This is a genomic window from Delftia sp. RIT313, assembly GCF_000632165.1.
In the GTDB taxonomy this organism is placed as follows: Bacteria; Pseudomonadota; Gammaproteobacteria; order Burkholderiales; family Burkholderiaceae_C; genus Comamonas; species Comamonas acidovorans.
The window spans coordinates 1-14,682 of the sequence record NZ_JFYT01000107.1 but is presented as its reverse complement, the minus strand read 5'-3'; the positions used below and the strand labels follow the sequence as shown (position 1 = coordinate 14,682).

General features: G+C 67.2%; 16 protein-coding genes. 8 read left to right on the top strand and 8 right to left on the bottom strand.

Annotated elements, in window-relative coordinates; all coding sequences use genetic code 11:
• Positions 1 to 1,011 (top strand): tripartite tricarboxylate transporter substrate binding protein (locus tag BW39_RS28390; RefSeq protein WP_235264305.1); only part of this gene is annotated, 1,011 nt, incomplete at its 5' end.
• Between the two features lie 58 nt (positions 1,012 to 1,069).
• On the opposite strand, the gene BW39_RS28385 is transcribed toward BW39_RS28390, so the two are convergent.
• The 3 genes from BW39_RS28385 to nikR form a co-directional block, all read right to left on the bottom strand.
• Positions 1,070 to 1,786, bottom strand: coding sequence for a DUF4198 domain-containing protein (locus BW39_RS28385; RefSeq protein ID WP_043825595.1), 717 nt, complete (start codon positions 1,784 to 1,786; stop codon positions 1,070 to 1,072).
• Positions 1,787 to 1,797: 11 nt separating this feature from the next.
• Complete coding sequence (locus BW39_RS28380; RefSeq protein ID WP_235264304.1) at positions 1,798 to 3,822, bottom strand: TonB-dependent receptor; 2,025 nt, start codon at positions 3,820 to 3,822, stop codon at positions 1,798 to 1,800.
• A 127-nt stretch (positions 3,823 to 3,949) separates the two neighbouring features.
• Positions 3,950 to 4,438, bottom strand: a complete 489-nt coding sequence (nikR, locus tag BW39_RS28375) for a nickel-responsive transcriptional regulator NikR (RefSeq protein ID WP_043825591.1) — start codon at positions 4,436 to 4,438, stop codon at positions 3,950 to 3,952.
• Between the two features lie 246 nt (positions 4,439 to 4,684).
• On the opposite strand from nikR, the gene BW39_RS28370 reads away from it, so the two are divergent.
• Entirely contained in the window at positions 4,685 to 5,044 is a 360-nt protein-coding gene (locus tag BW39_RS28370; RefSeq protein ID WP_043825588.1) for a hypothetical protein, read from the top strand.
• Here the strand turns inward: BW39_RS28370 and BW39_RS28365 are convergent.
• Complete coding sequence (locus BW39_RS28365) at positions 5,037 to 6,590, bottom strand: MFS transporter (protein ID WP_043825585.1); 1,554 nt, start codon at positions 6,588 to 6,590, stop codon at positions 5,037 to 5,039. The genes BW39_RS28370 and BW39_RS28365 overlap by 8 nt on opposite strands.
• Positions 6,591 to 6,729: 139 nt before the next feature.
• Here BW39_RS28365 and BW39_RS28360 point away from each other — a divergent pair, with 139 nt between their 5' ends.
• Entirely contained in the window at positions 6,730 to 7,617 is an 888-nt protein-coding gene (locus BW39_RS28360) for a LysR family transcriptional regulator (RefSeq protein ID WP_043825601.1), read from the top strand.
• 19 nt (positions 7,618 to 7,636) lie between these two features.
• On the opposite strand, the gene BW39_RS28355 is transcribed toward BW39_RS28360, so the two are convergent.
• Entirely contained in the window at positions 7,637 to 8,137 is a 501-nt protein-coding gene (locus BW39_RS28355; RefSeq protein ID WP_013802911.1) for a DUF2938 domain-containing protein, read from the bottom strand.
• Between the two features lie 114 nt (positions 8,138 to 8,251).
• Here BW39_RS28355 and BW39_RS28350 point away from each other — a divergent pair, with 114 nt between their 5' ends.
• On the top strand, positions 8,252 to 8,923 hold the full coding sequence (locus BW39_RS28350) for an ArsR/SmtB family transcription factor (RefSeq protein ID WP_043825583.1): 672 nt from the start codon (positions 8,252 to 8,254) through the stop codon (positions 8,921 to 8,923).
• Here BW39_RS28350 and BW39_RS28345 read toward each other — a convergent pair.
• From BW39_RS28345 to BW39_RS28335, 3 genes are all read right to left on the bottom strand, one after another.
• Positions 8,920 to 9,516: a TetR/AcrR family transcriptional regulator gene (locus BW39_RS28345; protein ID WP_043825577.1), complete on the bottom strand. Its 597-nt coding sequence runs from the start codon at positions 9,514 to 9,516 to the stop codon at positions 8,920 to 8,922. The two genes, BW39_RS28350 and BW39_RS28345, sit on opposite strands and share 4 nt — an antisense overlap.
• Positions 9,509 to 10,108 (bottom strand): dihydrofolate reductase family protein, encoded by a 600-nt coding sequence (locus tag BW39_RS28340; protein ID WP_043825576.1) that lies wholly within the window; start codon positions 10,106 to 10,108, stop codon positions 9,509 to 9,511. The genes BW39_RS28345 and BW39_RS28340 overlap by 8 nt, the downstream gene beginning before the upstream one ends.
• A 74-nt stretch (positions 10,109 to 10,182) precedes the next feature.
• Positions 10,183 to 11,034 (bottom strand): EamA family transporter, encoded by an 852-nt coding sequence (locus tag BW39_RS28335; RefSeq protein WP_043825574.1) that lies wholly within the window; start codon positions 11,032 to 11,034, stop codon positions 10,183 to 10,185.
• A gap of 109 nt (positions 11,035 to 11,143) precedes the next feature.
• Between BW39_RS28335 and BW39_RS28330 the strand changes: the two genes are divergently transcribed.
• The 4 genes from BW39_RS28330 to BW39_RS28320 all read left to right on the top strand — a co-directional run bounded on the left by BW39_RS28330 (position 11,144) and on the right by BW39_RS28320 (position 14,632).
• Positions 11,144 to 11,686, top strand: a complete 543-nt coding sequence (locus BW39_RS28330) for a MarR family winged helix-turn-helix transcriptional regulator (RefSeq protein ID WP_043825573.1) — start codon at positions 11,144 to 11,146, stop codon at positions 11,684 to 11,686.
• Between the two features lie 97 nt (positions 11,687 to 11,783).
• Positions 11,784 to 11,999 carry a hypothetical protein gene (locus BW39_RS31440; RefSeq protein WP_152547337.1) on the top strand — a complete coding sequence of 72 codons (216 nt, stop codon included), beginning with the start codon at positions 11,784 to 11,786 and terminating at the stop codon, positions 11,997 to 11,999.
• A 378-nt stretch (positions 12,000 to 12,377) separates the two neighbouring features.
• Positions 12,378 to 12,869, top strand: coding sequence for a response regulator transcription factor (locus BW39_RS28325; protein ID WP_043825571.1), 492 nt, complete (start codon positions 12,378 to 12,380; stop codon positions 12,867 to 12,869).
• Between the two features lie 464 nt (positions 12,870 to 13,333).
• The gene (locus tag BW39_RS28320; protein WP_235264303.1) at positions 13,334 to 14,632 is read left to right on the top strand and encodes a hypothetical protein; all 1,299 of its coding nucleotides are present in this window, start codon (positions 13,334 to 13,336) and stop codon (positions 14,630 to 14,632) included.
• The last annotated feature ends 50 nt before the right edge of the window (positions 14,633 to 14,682 follow it).

Sequence of the window (14,682 nt, the reverse complement as noted above, 5' to 3'; positions counted from 1 at the left end):
CCCCTACCCGCCCCGCAGGCCAGCGGCTGCCTGCCGACCACCCGCCGCCATGCACTGCTCCCCCTGGCCGCCGCAGCCCTGTTGGCCCTTGCACTGCCCACGGCCCGCGCGGCCGATTCCCCGGCGCACGCGCCGCAGGGCAAGCCCATCACCTGGATCGTGGGCTTTGCGCCCGGCGGCAGCCTGGACGTGCTGACCCGCCATGTGGCCCGGCAACTGGAGGCCAGGGCCGGTGTCAGCGTGGTGGTGGAGAACCGGCCGGGCGCCTCGGGCGCGATCAGCCTGCAGGCGGCGGCCAAGGCACCTGCCGATGGCCTGACCCTGGTCTCCGTGCCCGGGCCGCAGCTGTCCGGCCCACGCCAGCCCGAGGTGGGCCGCGAGCTGACCGCCGTGGCCGTGATGGCCCGGGGCGCCATGGTGCTGGTGGGCCCGGCCCCGGGTGCAGCCGGCAGCCTGGGCGAACTGGTAGCCGCCATGAAAGCCAAACCGGGCCAATGGAGCTACGCCAGTTCGGGCACGGGCACCTCCCAGCATCTGGCGGGCGAACTGCTCAACGCCCTGGCGACCACCAGCATGGTGCATGTGCCGTACAAGGGTGGCGGGCAGGCCGTGACCGATGTGGTGGGCGGGCAGATCCCCCTGGCCATGCTGGGCGTGACGCCCGTGCTGCCGCACATCCAGTCGGGCCGGCTGAAGGCCTATGCCGTGACCAGCGCCACGCGCATAGACAGCCTGCCTGATGTACCGACCATGCGCGAGGCTGGCGTGCCCGGCTACGAGGCCACCCAGTGGTATGCCGTGGCCGTGCCCTCCGGCACGGCCCCCGAGCGGCTGGCCCAGCTCAATCAGTGGATCAACCAGGCCATACAGTCGCCCGAGCTGCGCCCCACGCTGCAGGCCGCCGGGGCCGTGGCCACGCCCATGTCCCTGCCCGAGATCCAGCGCTTCATGTCCCAGGACAACGCCAAGTGGAAGAAGCTGGCTGCAGACCGGCGCCTGGCGCTGGACTGACCCCACAGCGCCGGGCCACGCCAGGCCGGGCCACGCCGGGCCGGGCCGCCAGCCCCTTTCAATGCGCCGAGAACCCCAGCAGGTACTCGTAGCTGAGGCTGGTGGTGCGCGCATCGCCTGCCACGGGCAGGCGCACGATGGCCAGCAGCTGGTTCATGCCGGCACGCGGTGTGACGGTCACCAGGCCGTCGGCATCGGTTGCCAGTGGGGGGCCGCTTTCTCCCAGCGACACGCGCACGCCGGCCCGGGGCTGGCCGTTCAGCAGCACCTGGAATTGCTGGGGCTCGCCCGCGTGGGGCGAGCGGCGGGTCCTGGCGATGATCTCCAGGGTCTGGCCCAGCCTCTCGCGGGTGACCGGGCCCCATTCGAGGATGGTCTTGTGGAACTTGAGCGCATGCACGCCGCTGGTGGCACCGGGGTTCTCGGTCATGGGCTTTTCAAGCATCGGCCCCTCGCCCACGCGGCTGAAAAATCCGTTGTCGAAATGCGCGGCCAGCAGCGCGGCCTTGCGGGCCGGCGTGGCGCGGGCACCGCCGGGCACGGGCTGCACGGCCACGTCGATGCGGCGGCCGCGCGCGTCATAGGCTTCAACGCTCTTGAGCTTGCCGGCCGCAAAGTCCTCCAGCTGGCCCTCATGGCCGCCGAATTGCACGGTGTAGGCGCCGTCGGCATCGGGCTCCAGCCAGACGTTATGGGCCTGGGCCAGCGGTGCGCAGGCCAGCAGGACCACGAATGCGGCGGTTGCAACGGATGCGAAACAGGGGTTGGATTTCATTTTTTTCCTCCTCAAAACTGTGTCTGCACGCCGACCTTGAGCGTGCGCGGCGCGCCGGGCGCGAACAGCGGCACGCCGCGGATGACCGAGGCCGACGTGGCATAGGCCTTGTCCCCCAGGTTGGAGACCACGGCATAGATGCGGCTGCGCGCCGAAGGAAGGCGCCAGCTCAGGCCCAGGTCCCAGGTGGCGTAGCCGCCGTAGAACACGCTGTTGTCGGCCGTGACGGCATAGCGGCCCACACGGCGCCAGGTCAGCGTGCCCTCCCACTGCGCCAGCGGGCGCCAGGCCAGGCCCACGGTGGCGGTCTGCCGGGGCACGCCGGCCACCTGGTTGCCGACCAGGGCCGGGTTGCCGTTCTCGGTCACGCGCGAATGGGCGCTGCCCCAGGCCACTTGCAGGTCCAGGTTCTTGCGCACCGCCCACAGCGCGCTGGCCTCCACGCCCGTGCGGCGCGTGGCGCCGAAGTTCTCGTACACGCCGGGCGCCACGTTGCGGATCTCGCCCGAGGACTGCAGGCGATAGGCGGCCACATCCAGCACCAGGCCCGGCATGGGCTTGATCTGCGCGCCCACTTCAGTCTGGCGGAAGATGTTGGGGTCGAGCCGCGCGGCGCCGAGCGCGTACTTGGCGAAATCGCTGGCCAGCGCAAATCCTTCGGACCAGCTGGCGCGCAGCAGCACACCCGGCGCCACCTGCGAGCGCAGGCCCAGCTTGGGGCTGGCATGCGCCGTGCGCGCCAGCGGGCCGCAGGGGTCGCTGCCCGTCTCGGGGCCATTGGGACGGCAGCCGCCGGTGAAGCGGTCCCAGCGCAGGCCGGCGGACAGCTGCAGCAGGCGGTGGATGGGCGCATCCACCTCGGCAAAGGCCGAGAGTGTGTTGAGCCTGGAATTGCGGTCGTCAATGGCTGCGCCCGTGCGCTCGCGCCATTGCAGGCCGTCGTAGAACTGGTAGTCGGTGGACTCGCGCACGGCCTCCAGCCCGGCCACCCAGTTGAGCGGGGTCAGCGCCGTGACATGGCGGCCATTGAGGCTGGTGCCGGCGCCGTAGGCGGCGCGGTCATAGCTTTCCTCGCGCTGGCGCCACTGCAGCGCATCAATGGGCCGGCTGAACCAGCGCGTGAAGCTCTGCTGCGTGGTGTAGGCATGGCCCAGCCAGGTCAGCCGGGGCGAAAGCGCGTACTGCACATCGGCGCGCAGCGTGGCGAAGTTCTTGCGCGTGCCATCGTTCATGGCGCGCGGATCGATGCCATGCGGATCGCGTGCGAACTGCCCCGCCGTCAGGTACGACGGCGAGTCGCCCTCGCCGTGGTGCAGCCGTGCCGACAGCGCCACCTCCAGCTGCGACGAGAGCCGCTTGCTCCAGCGCAGGGATGCCGTGCTGCGCTGGAACTGCGACTGCGCGCGAAATCCATCGGTGCGGTAGTGCTGGGCCGCCAGGTTCAGGAATTCGCCCTCCCCCGGCTTCAGCCCCAGCGCCGCCTGAGCGTCCAGCGTGCCGTGCGAGGCCAGGCTCACGTCGGCCTCGCGGTAGGGGGTGTAGTCGCCCTGCTTGCGCGTCTCTATCGCCATCAGCCCTGCGCGGTTGAAGTTGCCGTACAGCGCGGACACGGGACCCTTGTAGATGCTGATGCGCTCCATCTCCAGCGGCACGATCACGCCCAGGTCCACATAGCCGTCGGCATGCGACATGGCCTCGTTCAGTGGAATGCCGTCCAGCACCACGCCCACATCGCCGCCATGGCCGCCACCGCCGAAGCCGCGCATGACGATGGCATCGCCCACACCGGACAGCTGGTAGTTCTGCACATTCATGCCCGGCACCTGGCGCAGCAGCTCCTGCGGATGGCTGGCATGGGCGTTGGCGATGTCCTCGGCCTCGATCACGCTGGTGGTGTAGGCGGCCGAGGCGCCGCGCGCGGTCTGGCCCTTGACCTCGACGGGCTGCAGGCTGGGCGAGGCATCCGTCGCCTGCTGTGCACCAGCCTGGGGAATGGCGGCCAGGCCCAGCAGGCCGGCCGCCGCAATCTGGTGCAAGGCGCAGGGCCGAGAAGGAAATTTCAGAGGATGTGTCATGCGGGTCCAGGAGTTGTATGAAGAAAAAAGCAAACTTCATACCGACCTGCGTGACAGAGGCGGGGCAAGGCGCCCGCCCTGGCTTCAATCAGTCGCCGTGGGCGTGTGAATGGGGATGTGGATGCGGATGGGAATGGGGATCGGGTTGCGCGTGCTCATGCCCGCCAGACTCCCCCCGGCGCGCCATCACCACGTTGAGCTGGCCATGGTGCACGCCGCGCTCGGCCGTGATGGTGTCGGCAAATCGCCGCACAGCGCTGGCCGGGCCGCGCAGCATCACCGTCTCTATGCACTGCTCATGGTCCAGGTGCACGTGGGTGGTGGCCATGTGCAGTTCGTGGTGGTCATGCTGCAGGCTGGCCAGGCGCTCGGACAGGTCGCGCTCGTGGTGGTTGTAGACATAGGACAGGTTGGCCACGCACAGGCCGTCGGCGTCCTGGCGCTCGCGCACCTGGGCCAGGTGGGCGCGCAGCACGTCGCGGATGGCCTCGGAGCGGTTGTCGTAGCCGCGCGCGGCGATCCATGCGTCGAAATCACGGGCCAGGTCGTCGTCGATGGAGATGGTGAAGCGTTCCATGGGCAGCAGAAGTGGGGAAACAGGTGGCGGGAACAAAAAAGGTCGGCATCACGCAGGATGTGCCCGGCCATTGTCCGGCCATCCAGGCCGGTGCCCCACATACAACACCCGCGCCAATCACTGTCGGTACGGACTGGCAATAGCGACAAACCACCACGGTCATGCTTTGTTCACATTCGCGCCATATCCGGTTACGCTGATCGAGGATGCGCGGTGCGCACCGTCGATCGCTGAAAGGGGCGCGGCATGCAGTATTCATTCGATCAGCTTCTGGACATGCTGCTGTCCCTGCTGGAGGCTGCGCCCGCCTGTTCCTCGCGCGAACAGTCCTTCGAGCAGCTGCGCACGCTGTGGCTTCAGACCCACAGCTATTTCGCGGCCCCCGAGACCGAGCTGCGCCGCATCAGTACACGCCGGCTGGAAGACTTTCACGGCTGGAAGGACCTGGACAAAGATCCCTGCTACCTGGACCACGATCCCGGCAACGGCAGCGCCCTGCGCATCTACCTGCACCGCGATGGCGGCATGGTGATACAGCGCCTGCAGGGCGATGGCCGGCAGATCCTGTTCTCGCGCCTGGGCGTGCAGTTGCAGCCTGCTAGCTGAGCCTGCGCCCGGCCTGCGGGGCCAGTTGCTCCGGGGAAGACACGGCCTGGCCCTTGCGCTCCAGCAGCCACAGCACGGCCAGCGCCGTGACCACCGCCAGCCCCGCCAGCAGCAGCAACAGATCGTGGAAGGCCGCGCCGTACACCTGCGCAAGCAAGCCGTCCTGCCCCGGCAGCGCCTGGGCGGCGCGCGCCAGATCGGCCTGGGCCAGTTGCCCGGCCATCTCGCGCCGCAGGCCTGCATCGGGCGACAGCCCGCCAAGCTGCCCCTCCACCAGCACCGCCAGCACGGCGCCCGCCACGGCCAGGGCCACGCCGTCCGCCGAGATGCGCACGGTGTTGAAGATGCCCGTGGCCATGCCCACGCGGTCTGGCGCCACGGTGCTCACGGCCAGCCCGTCCATCAGGCCCCAGGGCAGGCCAATGCCGGTGCCTATCAGCAGCAAGGGCAGCGCCAACGCCGGACCGGCGCCCTGCCCGAAGGCAGCCGCCAGCCACCACAGGCCCGCCGCGGCCAGCAGCAGACCGGCCGCCGACAGCCGGCCCGGGCTGATCCAGCGCGACAACAGGCCCACCAGCAGGGCCGCCAGCAGCGGCACCACCAGCAAGGGCGCCGCCAGCCAGCCCATCATGCGGCCCGCCGCCAGCGGGCTGAGCCCCTCCACGCCAATGAAGCGCCCGGGCAGCATGACCACCAGAGAGATGAACAGAAACGCCGGTGACGCCGCCAGCAGCTGCACGCCCAGAAAGCGCGGCTGCGAGAACAGCGACAGATCCAGCAACGGACGGGCCACGCGCCGCTGCACCGCCACGAAGACCACGAACAGCACGGCGGACAGCGCCAGCGGCCCCAGCACCTCGGCATGGAGCCAGCCGCGCTCGGGCACCATCAGCACGCCGTAGATGAAACCGCCCAGGGCCAGGGTGAAAAGGGCTGCGCCCAGCCAGTCGGGCCGGTCGGCAGACACGGCTTCATCGCGCCGCGCGCTGGCCATCACCATGGGCAGGCCCAGCAGCGCCACCAGCCCCGTCCCATGGAACACCCAGCGCCAGCCCAGGCTGTCCACCATCAGGCCAGACACCCAGGGGCCGAAGGCCAGGCCCAGGCCAAAGGTCGTGCCCAGCAGGCTGAAGGCCCGCATGCGCGCCGCGCCCTCGAACAGCGGCGCCAGCGAGGACATGGCCGCCGCAAAGGCCACCGCCCCGCCCAGCCCCTGCAGCAGGCGCAGCCCATCGGCCCAGCGCAGATCGGTTGCCAGGCCCACGCCAAAGCTCAGCAGGCCGAACCAGACCAGCCCCAGCAGCCACAGGCGGCGCCGGCCATGGATGTCGGTCAGGCTGCCGGCCACCATCATGGCGCTGCCGTAGCTCAGGATGTAGGCATTCATGATCCAGCCCAGCTGGGAGGGCGTGCCGCCCAGCTCGGCATGGATGGAAGGCAGGGCCACGGCCGGGCCCGTGAAGCTCAGGGGAATCAGCAGCCCCGTCAGGCAGACGGCCAGCAGTTGCAGCCATTTGAGGGGGCTGCCGCGAGAGAGGGAAGACATGGTTTGTGCGCCATTTCAAGAAACGACCGCCAGCGTAGGCCCGTCTTCATCTGAGACAATCCATCTTCATTTCCGAACACTTGAGACACATGAGTCTCAAATCATCTTCTTCGCACATCTCTTCACACAGCACATGGAAATAGACAGCCTGGGCAGCATCGGCCTCTTTGTGCGCGTGGCCGAGCGGCTGGGCTTCTCTGCCGTGGCGCGCGAGCTGGGGCTGTCGCCCTCGGCCGTGGGCAAGGCCGTGGCGCGGCTGGAGGAGCGCCTGGGCGTGCGCCTGTTCAACCGCAGCACGCGCACGCTGGCACTGACGGCCGAGGGCGAACGCTTTCTGGAGCGCTGCCGGCGCATCCTCTGCGAGGTCGAGGCCGCCCAGCAGGAACTGCGCCATGCGGGCGAGCGGCCCCAGGGCCGGCTCAAGGTCAGCCTGCCACGCCACTGCGGTTTGTTCGAGCAGGCGCTCTCGGACTTCCTGCTGGAATACCCCGAGGTCGAACTGGACCTGAACTTCTCGGACCATCTGGTCGATGTGATCGGCGACGGCTTTGACGTGGCCATACGCGCCGCGCCGCTGCAGGACTCGGGCCTCAAGCACCGGCGGCTGGGCGGCTTCCGGCGCGTGCTGGTGGGCTCGCCCGCCTATTTCCAGCGCCATGGCAGGCCGGTGCAACCTGCCGACCTGGCCCGCCACCAATGCCTGCACTACCGCTATCCGGCCACCGGCCGGCTGGAGCGCTGGCCCTTGGGAAACGACGACGACACCGCCCCGCCCGCGCTGCCCTCCAGCGTGGTCTGCAACAGCGTGGAGATGCGCATCTTCCTGGCGCTGCGCGGCCAGGGCATTGCCTGCCTGCCGGACTTCACCGTGGCCCGCCAGCTGGAGCAGGGCCTGCTGCAGACCGTGCTCGACCCGTTCACCGCCAATGCCCAGGGCACGGTCTGGATGGTCTGGCCCCCGGGCCGCGACCTCTCGCCCAAGGTCAGGGCCTTTCTCGAATTCATGGCGCACAGGCTGTTTGCCTGAACCGGGTCAGCGCATCCGCTCAGCCCCGCAGTTGCGAGACGGCCCAGGCCGCGATGAACAGGCCCAGACCGAACACCGTGTGCGCCATCAGGCTGCGCAGCCGCGCCACGGCGGGCTTGGGTGTCTTGCGGGCAAACAGCCCCGCCCCCATGCACGGCTGCAGCGCCAGGAAGGGTGCGGCCACGGTGAACACGCCCCAGGCCAGGGCCGGCCACAGCGTGGGCGCCCGGGCCCAGCCCTCACCCGCCAAGGCCAGCAGGGCCGCCGCAAAGGCCACGCCGATCGCATAGTGCGCCACCCAGCCCAGGGCCTTCTCACCCGCCACCGGCGCGGACCGGCCGATGCCGGCATGCACCAGCCGGCCGCGCGGCAGATGGCCCAGCCAGCGGCCCACCATGGCGTAGTCCAGCGAAGGCACGCCCCACAGACGCTGCAGCAGCAGCGCCCACACATCCATCACCAAGGTCGCGCCTGCGCCCGTCAGCACGGCGCGCAGCAGGAATTCCGGCACATCCAGCATGTCTTTTCACTCTCTTGCAGGTTCGCAGCGGCCTCCTTGGATGCCACCGCATGCACAATGAACAATACATTCAATTAATTGATTGAATGTTTGCGCGATGCTAGGCTATCCCCCATGAATCCGTCAAGCAGCCCTGTACCGATCGAGGCCTTCCCCGACCTGGCCGACCTGGCGCGCACCCTGGGCCATGCCCACCGCCTCGCCTTGCTGAGCCATGCGGCCGAAGGCGAGCAGCCCGTGGAGCGCCTGGCCGAGCTGTGCGGGCTGTCCGTGGCCAACACCTCCCAGCACCTGCAGCACCTCAAGCGCGCGGGCATGGTGCTCACACGGCGCGAGGGCAAGCATGTGCTGTACCGGCTGGGCGACGGGCCCATCACCGGCATCGTCGATGCGCTGCACGACTATCTGCAATTCCGCCACGCCGAGATCCGCGCCGTGGTCTCCGACAGCCTGCGCCAGCGTGACCGCCTGCAAGCCGTTGCGCTGGACGAGCTGCTGCAGCGCATGCAGATGGACGACACCATCGTGCTGGACGTGCGTCCGCCAGCGGAATTCGCCCAGGGCCACCTGCCCGGAGCCGTCAACATTCCCCTGGAAGCGCTGGAAGGCGAGCTGGGCGCGCTGCCGCCCGACAAGGACATCGTGGCCTATTGCGGTGGCCAGTACTGCGTGCTATCGGCCAATGCCGTCACGGCGCTGCGCGCCAGCGGCCGGGAGGCGCGGCGCTTCGAGGCAGGCTTCACCGGCTGGCAGCAGGCCGGACTGCGCGTGGAGGCCGGCGCCTAGCGCAGCAGCCGCGCCAGCCCCTGCTCAAACCGGCCATGCAAGGCCTGCGCGCCCTCGCCCGACAGGGCCAGCGCCAGCGCATGGCCATGCGTGTAGTCGATCAGCAGGTCCAGCAGCACGGCGGCATCGCCCTCGTTTTCGCCGGGCTCGCACTGCTGCACCTCGCCGCGCAGCCGCTGCGTGAAGGCGGCCAGCGAATCGGTGAACAGGGCCGGGTCGCCCAGAATGCACACCGTCAGCGCCGGATGGCGGCGCACGCGGTCCATGTAGCCCACCAGCAGCGCCTGCACGCGCTGCACGGGTGCAAGCCCGGGCGAAGGTTCGGCCAGCGGCTGGCCATGCACGCGCTCCACCAGGCTGCGCATCAATTCCTGCTGGTCACCCACATGGTGGATCACCGACATGGGCGTAATGCCCAGCTGCCGCGCCAGCGGCCGCAGGCCAAAGCCCTGCGCGCCCACGGCCTCCAGCAAGGCCAGCCCGGCATCCAGCACCTGATCACGGCTGAGCGAGCGCCCGGCCGAGGGGCGCCCGCGCCGTGCAGCCTGTGCAGTCGGTACAGCCCCTACAGCCGGTACAGCCGGCTCACTCATCGCCGCCACCGTTGCGCACCATGACCCGGCCGCCCGCCTCCACCCGGTAGCGCGTCCTCACCATGCCGCTGGGATAGGCCTGGGAGGCCAGGCACGTCAACCGCAGATCGCAGCCGATATCGCCAAACAGCGGCCGCCCCGCGCCAATCAGCACGGGTACGCGGGTGATGGTCATCTCGCCCACCTCACCCGCCGCCAGGAAGGCGCGGATCACGGCGCCGCCGTCGATATAGGCACTGCCCCAGCCCTCGGCCCGCAGCTCGGCCACCAGTTGGGCAGGCTGGGCGGACGTGATGCGCAACTTGCCGCGCAGGTGGGCAGACACATCGCCCGCGCCCAGCGTGCGGCTCATCACCACCACGGGCTTGTCGAACGGCCAGGACTCGAAGCCGAGCACGCTTTCATAGGTGGAGCGGCCCATGACGATGCCGTCCACCGTCTTCATGAAGGCCGCGTAGCCGTAGTCCTCGCCGCCATCGCCCCCGGCCGGCAGCCAGTCCAGCGAACCATCGGGCCGGGCGATGAAGCCATCGACCGAAGTGGCGATGAAGACCTTGCCGAATGCATTGCTGAGGGCTTTTGCGGGTGCCATGGCGATCTCTCCATCCAATTAAACATACACCGTATGATAAATAATCCGCAGCCCCTTGCCAACCGTTCCCACGCTCAGGCACCGCGCGAAGCAGACCACTGCACCGCCAGTACGCTGGCCAGCACCACCAGCAGGCCCAGGAAGGACATGCCCGTCATGGACTGCGACAGCAGCGCCCAGCCCAGGACCACGGCGGTGAGTGGGCTCAACAGGCCCAATGACGACACGGCCACCGACGGCAGGCGCCCGATGCCGCGAAACCACAGCACATAGGCCAGCAGCGCGCCGGCAAGACACAGGTAGGCATAGGCGCCCATCTGGGTGGGCGACAGCGCGGGCAGCGGCGCATCCACCCACCAGGCCAGCGGCAGCAGCATCAGCCCGCCAAACAGCAGTTGCCAGCCCGTCAGCGCCAGCACCGGCAAGTCCACGCGCCAGCGCCGCGTAAGCCAGGTGCCGGCCGCCATGCACACCGCACCCGCCAATGCCGCCGCCATGCCCACGGGTTCGAACACCGTCTGCGGCGACAGCAGCAACACCGCCATGCCCGCAATGCCCGCCACGGCGGCCCACAACGTCAGCCGCGCGGGGACCCGCCCGTCCACGCCCCATGCCAGCGCCATCACCAGCAGCGGCTGCACGGCGCCGAGCACGGCCGCCAGCCCGCCCGGCAGCCGGTAGGCCGCCACGAACAGCAGCGCCTGGAACACGCCGATGTTCAGCGCGCCCAGCACCAGCAGCCGCCACCAGCCCGAGCCCACGGGCAGCCGCCGCGTGAAGAGCACCAGCAGCAGCCCGGCCGGCAGCACACGGATCAGCGCAGCCGTGAACGGACGGTCTGGCGGCAGCAATTCGGAAGTGACGATGTAGGTGGAGCCCCAGATGGCGGGCGCCAGCGCGGTCAGCAGGATGTCGCGCCAGGACATGGCGGGGCTGGCCGAGGGTGCGGAAGAAGAGGATGGCGAGGAGGACATGGCATTTATCTTCAATTCAAGACAAATCCATTATGCACGACTTATCTTAAAATCAAGACAAATGCCGAAACCTATCCTCCCCCGCCTGCCCGACCGGGTAGACACCATCCTCGAACAATGGGCGCGCGAACGCCCCGACCTGGACGCCAGCCCCATGGGCCCCATAGGCCGCATCAAGCGCTGCGCCGCCCTGCTGGAGCAGCGGCTGGAAGAGTGCTTTGCCCGCTTCGGCATGACCATGTGGGAATTCGACGTGCTGGCCACGCTGCGCCGCTCGGGCGCGCCCTTCTGCCTCACGCCCACGGCCCTGTTTTCCACGCTCATGGTCACCTCGGGCACCATGACCCATCGCATGAAAAGCCTGGAGACGCGCGGCCTGGTGCAGCGCCTGCCCAACCCGCAGGACGCGCGCAGCATGCTGGTGCAGCTCACCGACCAGGGGCTGGAGCTGATAGACCGCGCCGTGGAAGCGCACCTGGACAACGAGCGCGCCATGCTGGCGCCCATGCCCGTTGCCGAACTGGCCGCGCTGGACCAGCGGCTGTCCCTGCTGCTGCGCGTGCTGGAGGGCGGGCCTGACGAGGGCGCCCGCCCTGCCCCCTGAACTGGCGTCTATCCAGGTCGTTGGAACTGGCGACGGTCGTGGTGCTCACGCCCTTCGCCATGACCCGGGAACGCTTTTGGCAAAAGAGGTGCTTCCCTTGAAGCACGTCGCAGGCACCCAGCCGCTTCTCGATAAGCCATGGCAGGAATTGCTTGCCCGCATGTCTCAAGACCTGCGCAACAGCCCGCATCCTGGACTCGGCTGGGCAATGCCAGAAAATCCTGATCACGCAAGCGCGATCCACAGAAGACCATTGGCTTTCCCACAATCTGCTGCAAAAACCTTGGTGTCGAATTTTTGTAGCCAGATGTAATGATTTCACCAGAGATTTCCACTAAGATGTCCATTCCAACGGTGAAATGGCGATAACAGATTCTCAAACGACTTTGATACTCCCTCAACGCACCACACCATCTTGATAATGGTTTACTAATCTCCCGCCTTGGATACAAAAGGCTGCCACAGGCTGAATGCGCGCGATTTTCAATCGTCCAATGTTCAGGCTTTTTCCGGCTGATCCTTTACCGCACAATTTTCACACGAATGGCATGACGTCAGTTTACTCAGGCGGTAAACAGGCGGTTTAGCGAGTTATTCAATCTTTCAAACGGCACTGTGCAAAGCAGTCTCGCCGAGGCTTCGGCGTGGAATAGCCCTATGGCATCGGCACATAAAAAATGGGAGACATACCATGGATAGATCGGAAATAGTTTTAGCAAATAGCGAATGCCATCTCGATGCTGCGCATCCAACAGCAGATGAAGTCATCGCGTCTGCGCTCACCGCGCGCGAAATCGATGTACTCGAAGCGATGGCCAAAGGCCTCGACTGCAAGGACATTGCGCACACGCTGGGCATCAGCGAACACACGGTACGCAAGCACCGCAGCAATATGTGTACGCGGCTGGGCCTGCGCAATGCCGTAGAACTCGTCACGCACGCCAGGCGGCACGGCTGGTTGAGCGCTGCCCGCTCACCGCTCCCTCTGTCGCCCCGCGAGCAGGAGGTGATGGTGCACGTGCTGGCGGGCCAGACCAGCAAGGAGATCGCACGTTCGCTTTACCTCAGCGACTTGACCGTGCGCAAGCATCGCGAAAACATTCTGCGCAAACTGGGCCTGACAAGCACCGCCCAGTTGCAGACATTCGCGCCAACGGCAACTCGCAATGGCGGCAGCATCTGATATCCAGGCCAGCGTGCATCGCCTGCCCGTACTCACCGAATACGACATTGGAAGTATTCCATCCTCCTGATGCAATTGGGCATGATGAGTCCAACGAATACTTATGACGGCTTCAGCAGGCGCCAGTGCATTCCAGGTTTGCGCGGTTGATATGAAATATCCGCGCGAGCCTTGAAAGGCTGCAAAGGCTCATATCCCTTCACCTCTTCGCCTCTACGGTCAGCGTCCGTCGAGGCATCTTCCCGGCGCCCACGTGTCGGATTCCTGCACGCAACTCAAAGGAGTATCCCGCCATGAACCACTCTTCGCGTTCACCACCTGAGATTTCTCCCGGGCGCCCCATGCCTTAGGCCCAATACCGGGCAATCATTCTCATTGGCAAAGAAAAGCGTTCATGACTTCAAACCTCATGTCGCTCCCTATTCATTCAATTTCAGGAATTGCACGCCATGTCAGATCAAGCCATGTTCAGCCAGTTGTACAACGCCCTTGTCGATAATCTCGGCACCCCGAATTTCCAGTTGCTTGGCACCCCCAAGGACTTCAGCTGGGGCACGGCTCCGACCGGGCAATGGGACGCGGCGGCCTATCAGGTCGTCAGCGGCATGCCGCAGTGGTCTGCGATCGGTCAGTACGGCAGCCTCGATGCAACGCTCTTCGACGCCGTTCGCCAGATCTTCGGTCACGTGACATTCAAGGTCAGCCCCGAGCAGCAGGCCGATCAGACAGCGCTGGCCAACCTGTGCGTCCAGAAAAGCAATGCGATCGTCAAGGCCAACAGCGACATGAACCAGGTCTACCTGAGTGCAAAGCAGAACGGCGGCTTGATATTCGCGGCCCGCTACCCTGACATCAGCACGTGGATCAACAACGCGCCGGAGGCTGCTGCCTACATTACGACCATCCAGGCGGCCACCAACGCCTACAACCAGGCGGTCAAGATGAAGATGGAGCTGGAGCGGGCCAGCATGCCCAGCGATCTGCAGCGCGCCATCGACATGATGCAGACGCCGTCGGGCGACCCCGCCACGAACAACGCACCGGCAGGCTGGACCAAGGTGCCGGATGGCGCGGGCATCCTGCGCTGGCAGCCGGACTTCCACATCGACACGAACGGCGCGGACTGGCGCGCATCGCTCAGCAACGGCAGCGCAGGCGCGTTCTCGATCGCGATGAAATCTTCGCAGTCGAGCAGCGACTTCAAGTCCTCGTTTGCCAAGGGCTCGACCAGCGTTGGCAACTTCTTCTGGAGCGTCAACGCATCGGGCGGCTGGAGCAAGTCCGACCTGTTCAACCAGGACTCGAGCTCGGCCGTGAAGATCAGCTGCGAGTCCTCCACGCGCGTGAAGGTGAATCCGGGCGACTGGTACCCAGGCGGCTTCATGAGCGAACTGGCCAAGGCACAGCAGGGGCCGAACGGCCAGGGCTACACCATCGTCGCTCCGTGGGTGGCAAACGGTGGCCCGGGATCGAGCTCCCTGTTCGGCCCGAACGGCATCGTCGCGGCAAGGGTGTCCGAGCTGCTGGTCGTCTACAAGCCTTCGTTCGAGATCACGATGAGCGCCAACACCTATCAGCAGAACAAGCAGGCCTTCGAGGCCAGCGCGGGTGTGCGCATCGGACCCTTCACCTTCGGTGGCACGGGCGGTCACCAGTCCGAGTACACCAAGAGCACCGCACAGGCCAATACCTTCAAGGGAAGCAGCACCTCGGTGAACCCGCAAATCATCGGCGTGATCGTTGATTTCCCGGGCATCCACTGACCTGAAGACCAGCGGGTGGGCGGGACTGGCGGGTCCCGCCCACCCGCTGG

Coding starts and splice junctions, on each gene's coding strand:
- BW39_RS28355 (WP_013802911.1), bottom strand. CDS start 8,137: ATGCTGGATGTGCCGGAATTCCTGCTGCGCGCCGTGCTGACGGGCGCA.
- BW39_RS28325 (WP_043825571.1), top strand. CDS start 12,378: ATGGATAGATCGGAAATAGTTTTAGCAAATAGCGAATGCCATCTCGAT.
- nikR (WP_043825591.1), bottom strand. CDS start 4,438: ATGGAACGCTTCACCATCTCCATCGACGACGACCTGGCCCGTGATTTC.
- BW39_RS28330 (WP_043825573.1), top strand. CDS start 11,144: ATGCCGAAACCTATCCTCCCCCGCCTGCCCGACCGGGTAGACACCATC.
- BW39_RS28345 (WP_043825577.1), bottom strand. CDS start 9,516: ATGAGTGAGCCGGCTGTACCGGCTGTAGGGGCTGTACCGACTGCACAG.
- BW39_RS28370 (WP_043825588.1), top strand. CDS start 4,685: ATGCAGTATTCATTCGATCAGCTTCTGGACATGCTGCTGTCCCTGCTG.
- BW39_RS28365 (WP_043825585.1), bottom strand. CDS start 6,590: ATGTCTTCCCTCTCTCGCGGCAGCCCCCTCAAATGGCTGCAACTGCTG.
- BW39_RS28385 (WP_043825595.1), bottom strand. CDS start 1,786: ATGAAATCCAACCCCTGTTTCGCATCCGTTGCAACCGCCGCATTCGTG.
- BW39_RS28340 (WP_043825576.1), bottom strand. CDS start 10,108: ATGGCACCCGCAAAAGCCCTCAGCAATGCATTCGGCAAGGTCTTCATC.
- BW39_RS28320 (WP_235264303.1), top strand. CDS start 13,334: ATGTTCAGCCAGTTGTACAACGCCCTTGTCGATAATCTCGGCACCCCG.
- BW39_RS28350 (WP_043825583.1), top strand. CDS start 8,252: ATGAATCCGTCAAGCAGCCCTGTACCGATCGAGGCCTTCCCCGACCTG.
- BW39_RS28335 (WP_043825574.1), bottom strand. CDS start 11,034: ATGTCCTGGCGCGACATCCTGCTGACCGCGCTGGCGCCCGCCATCTGG.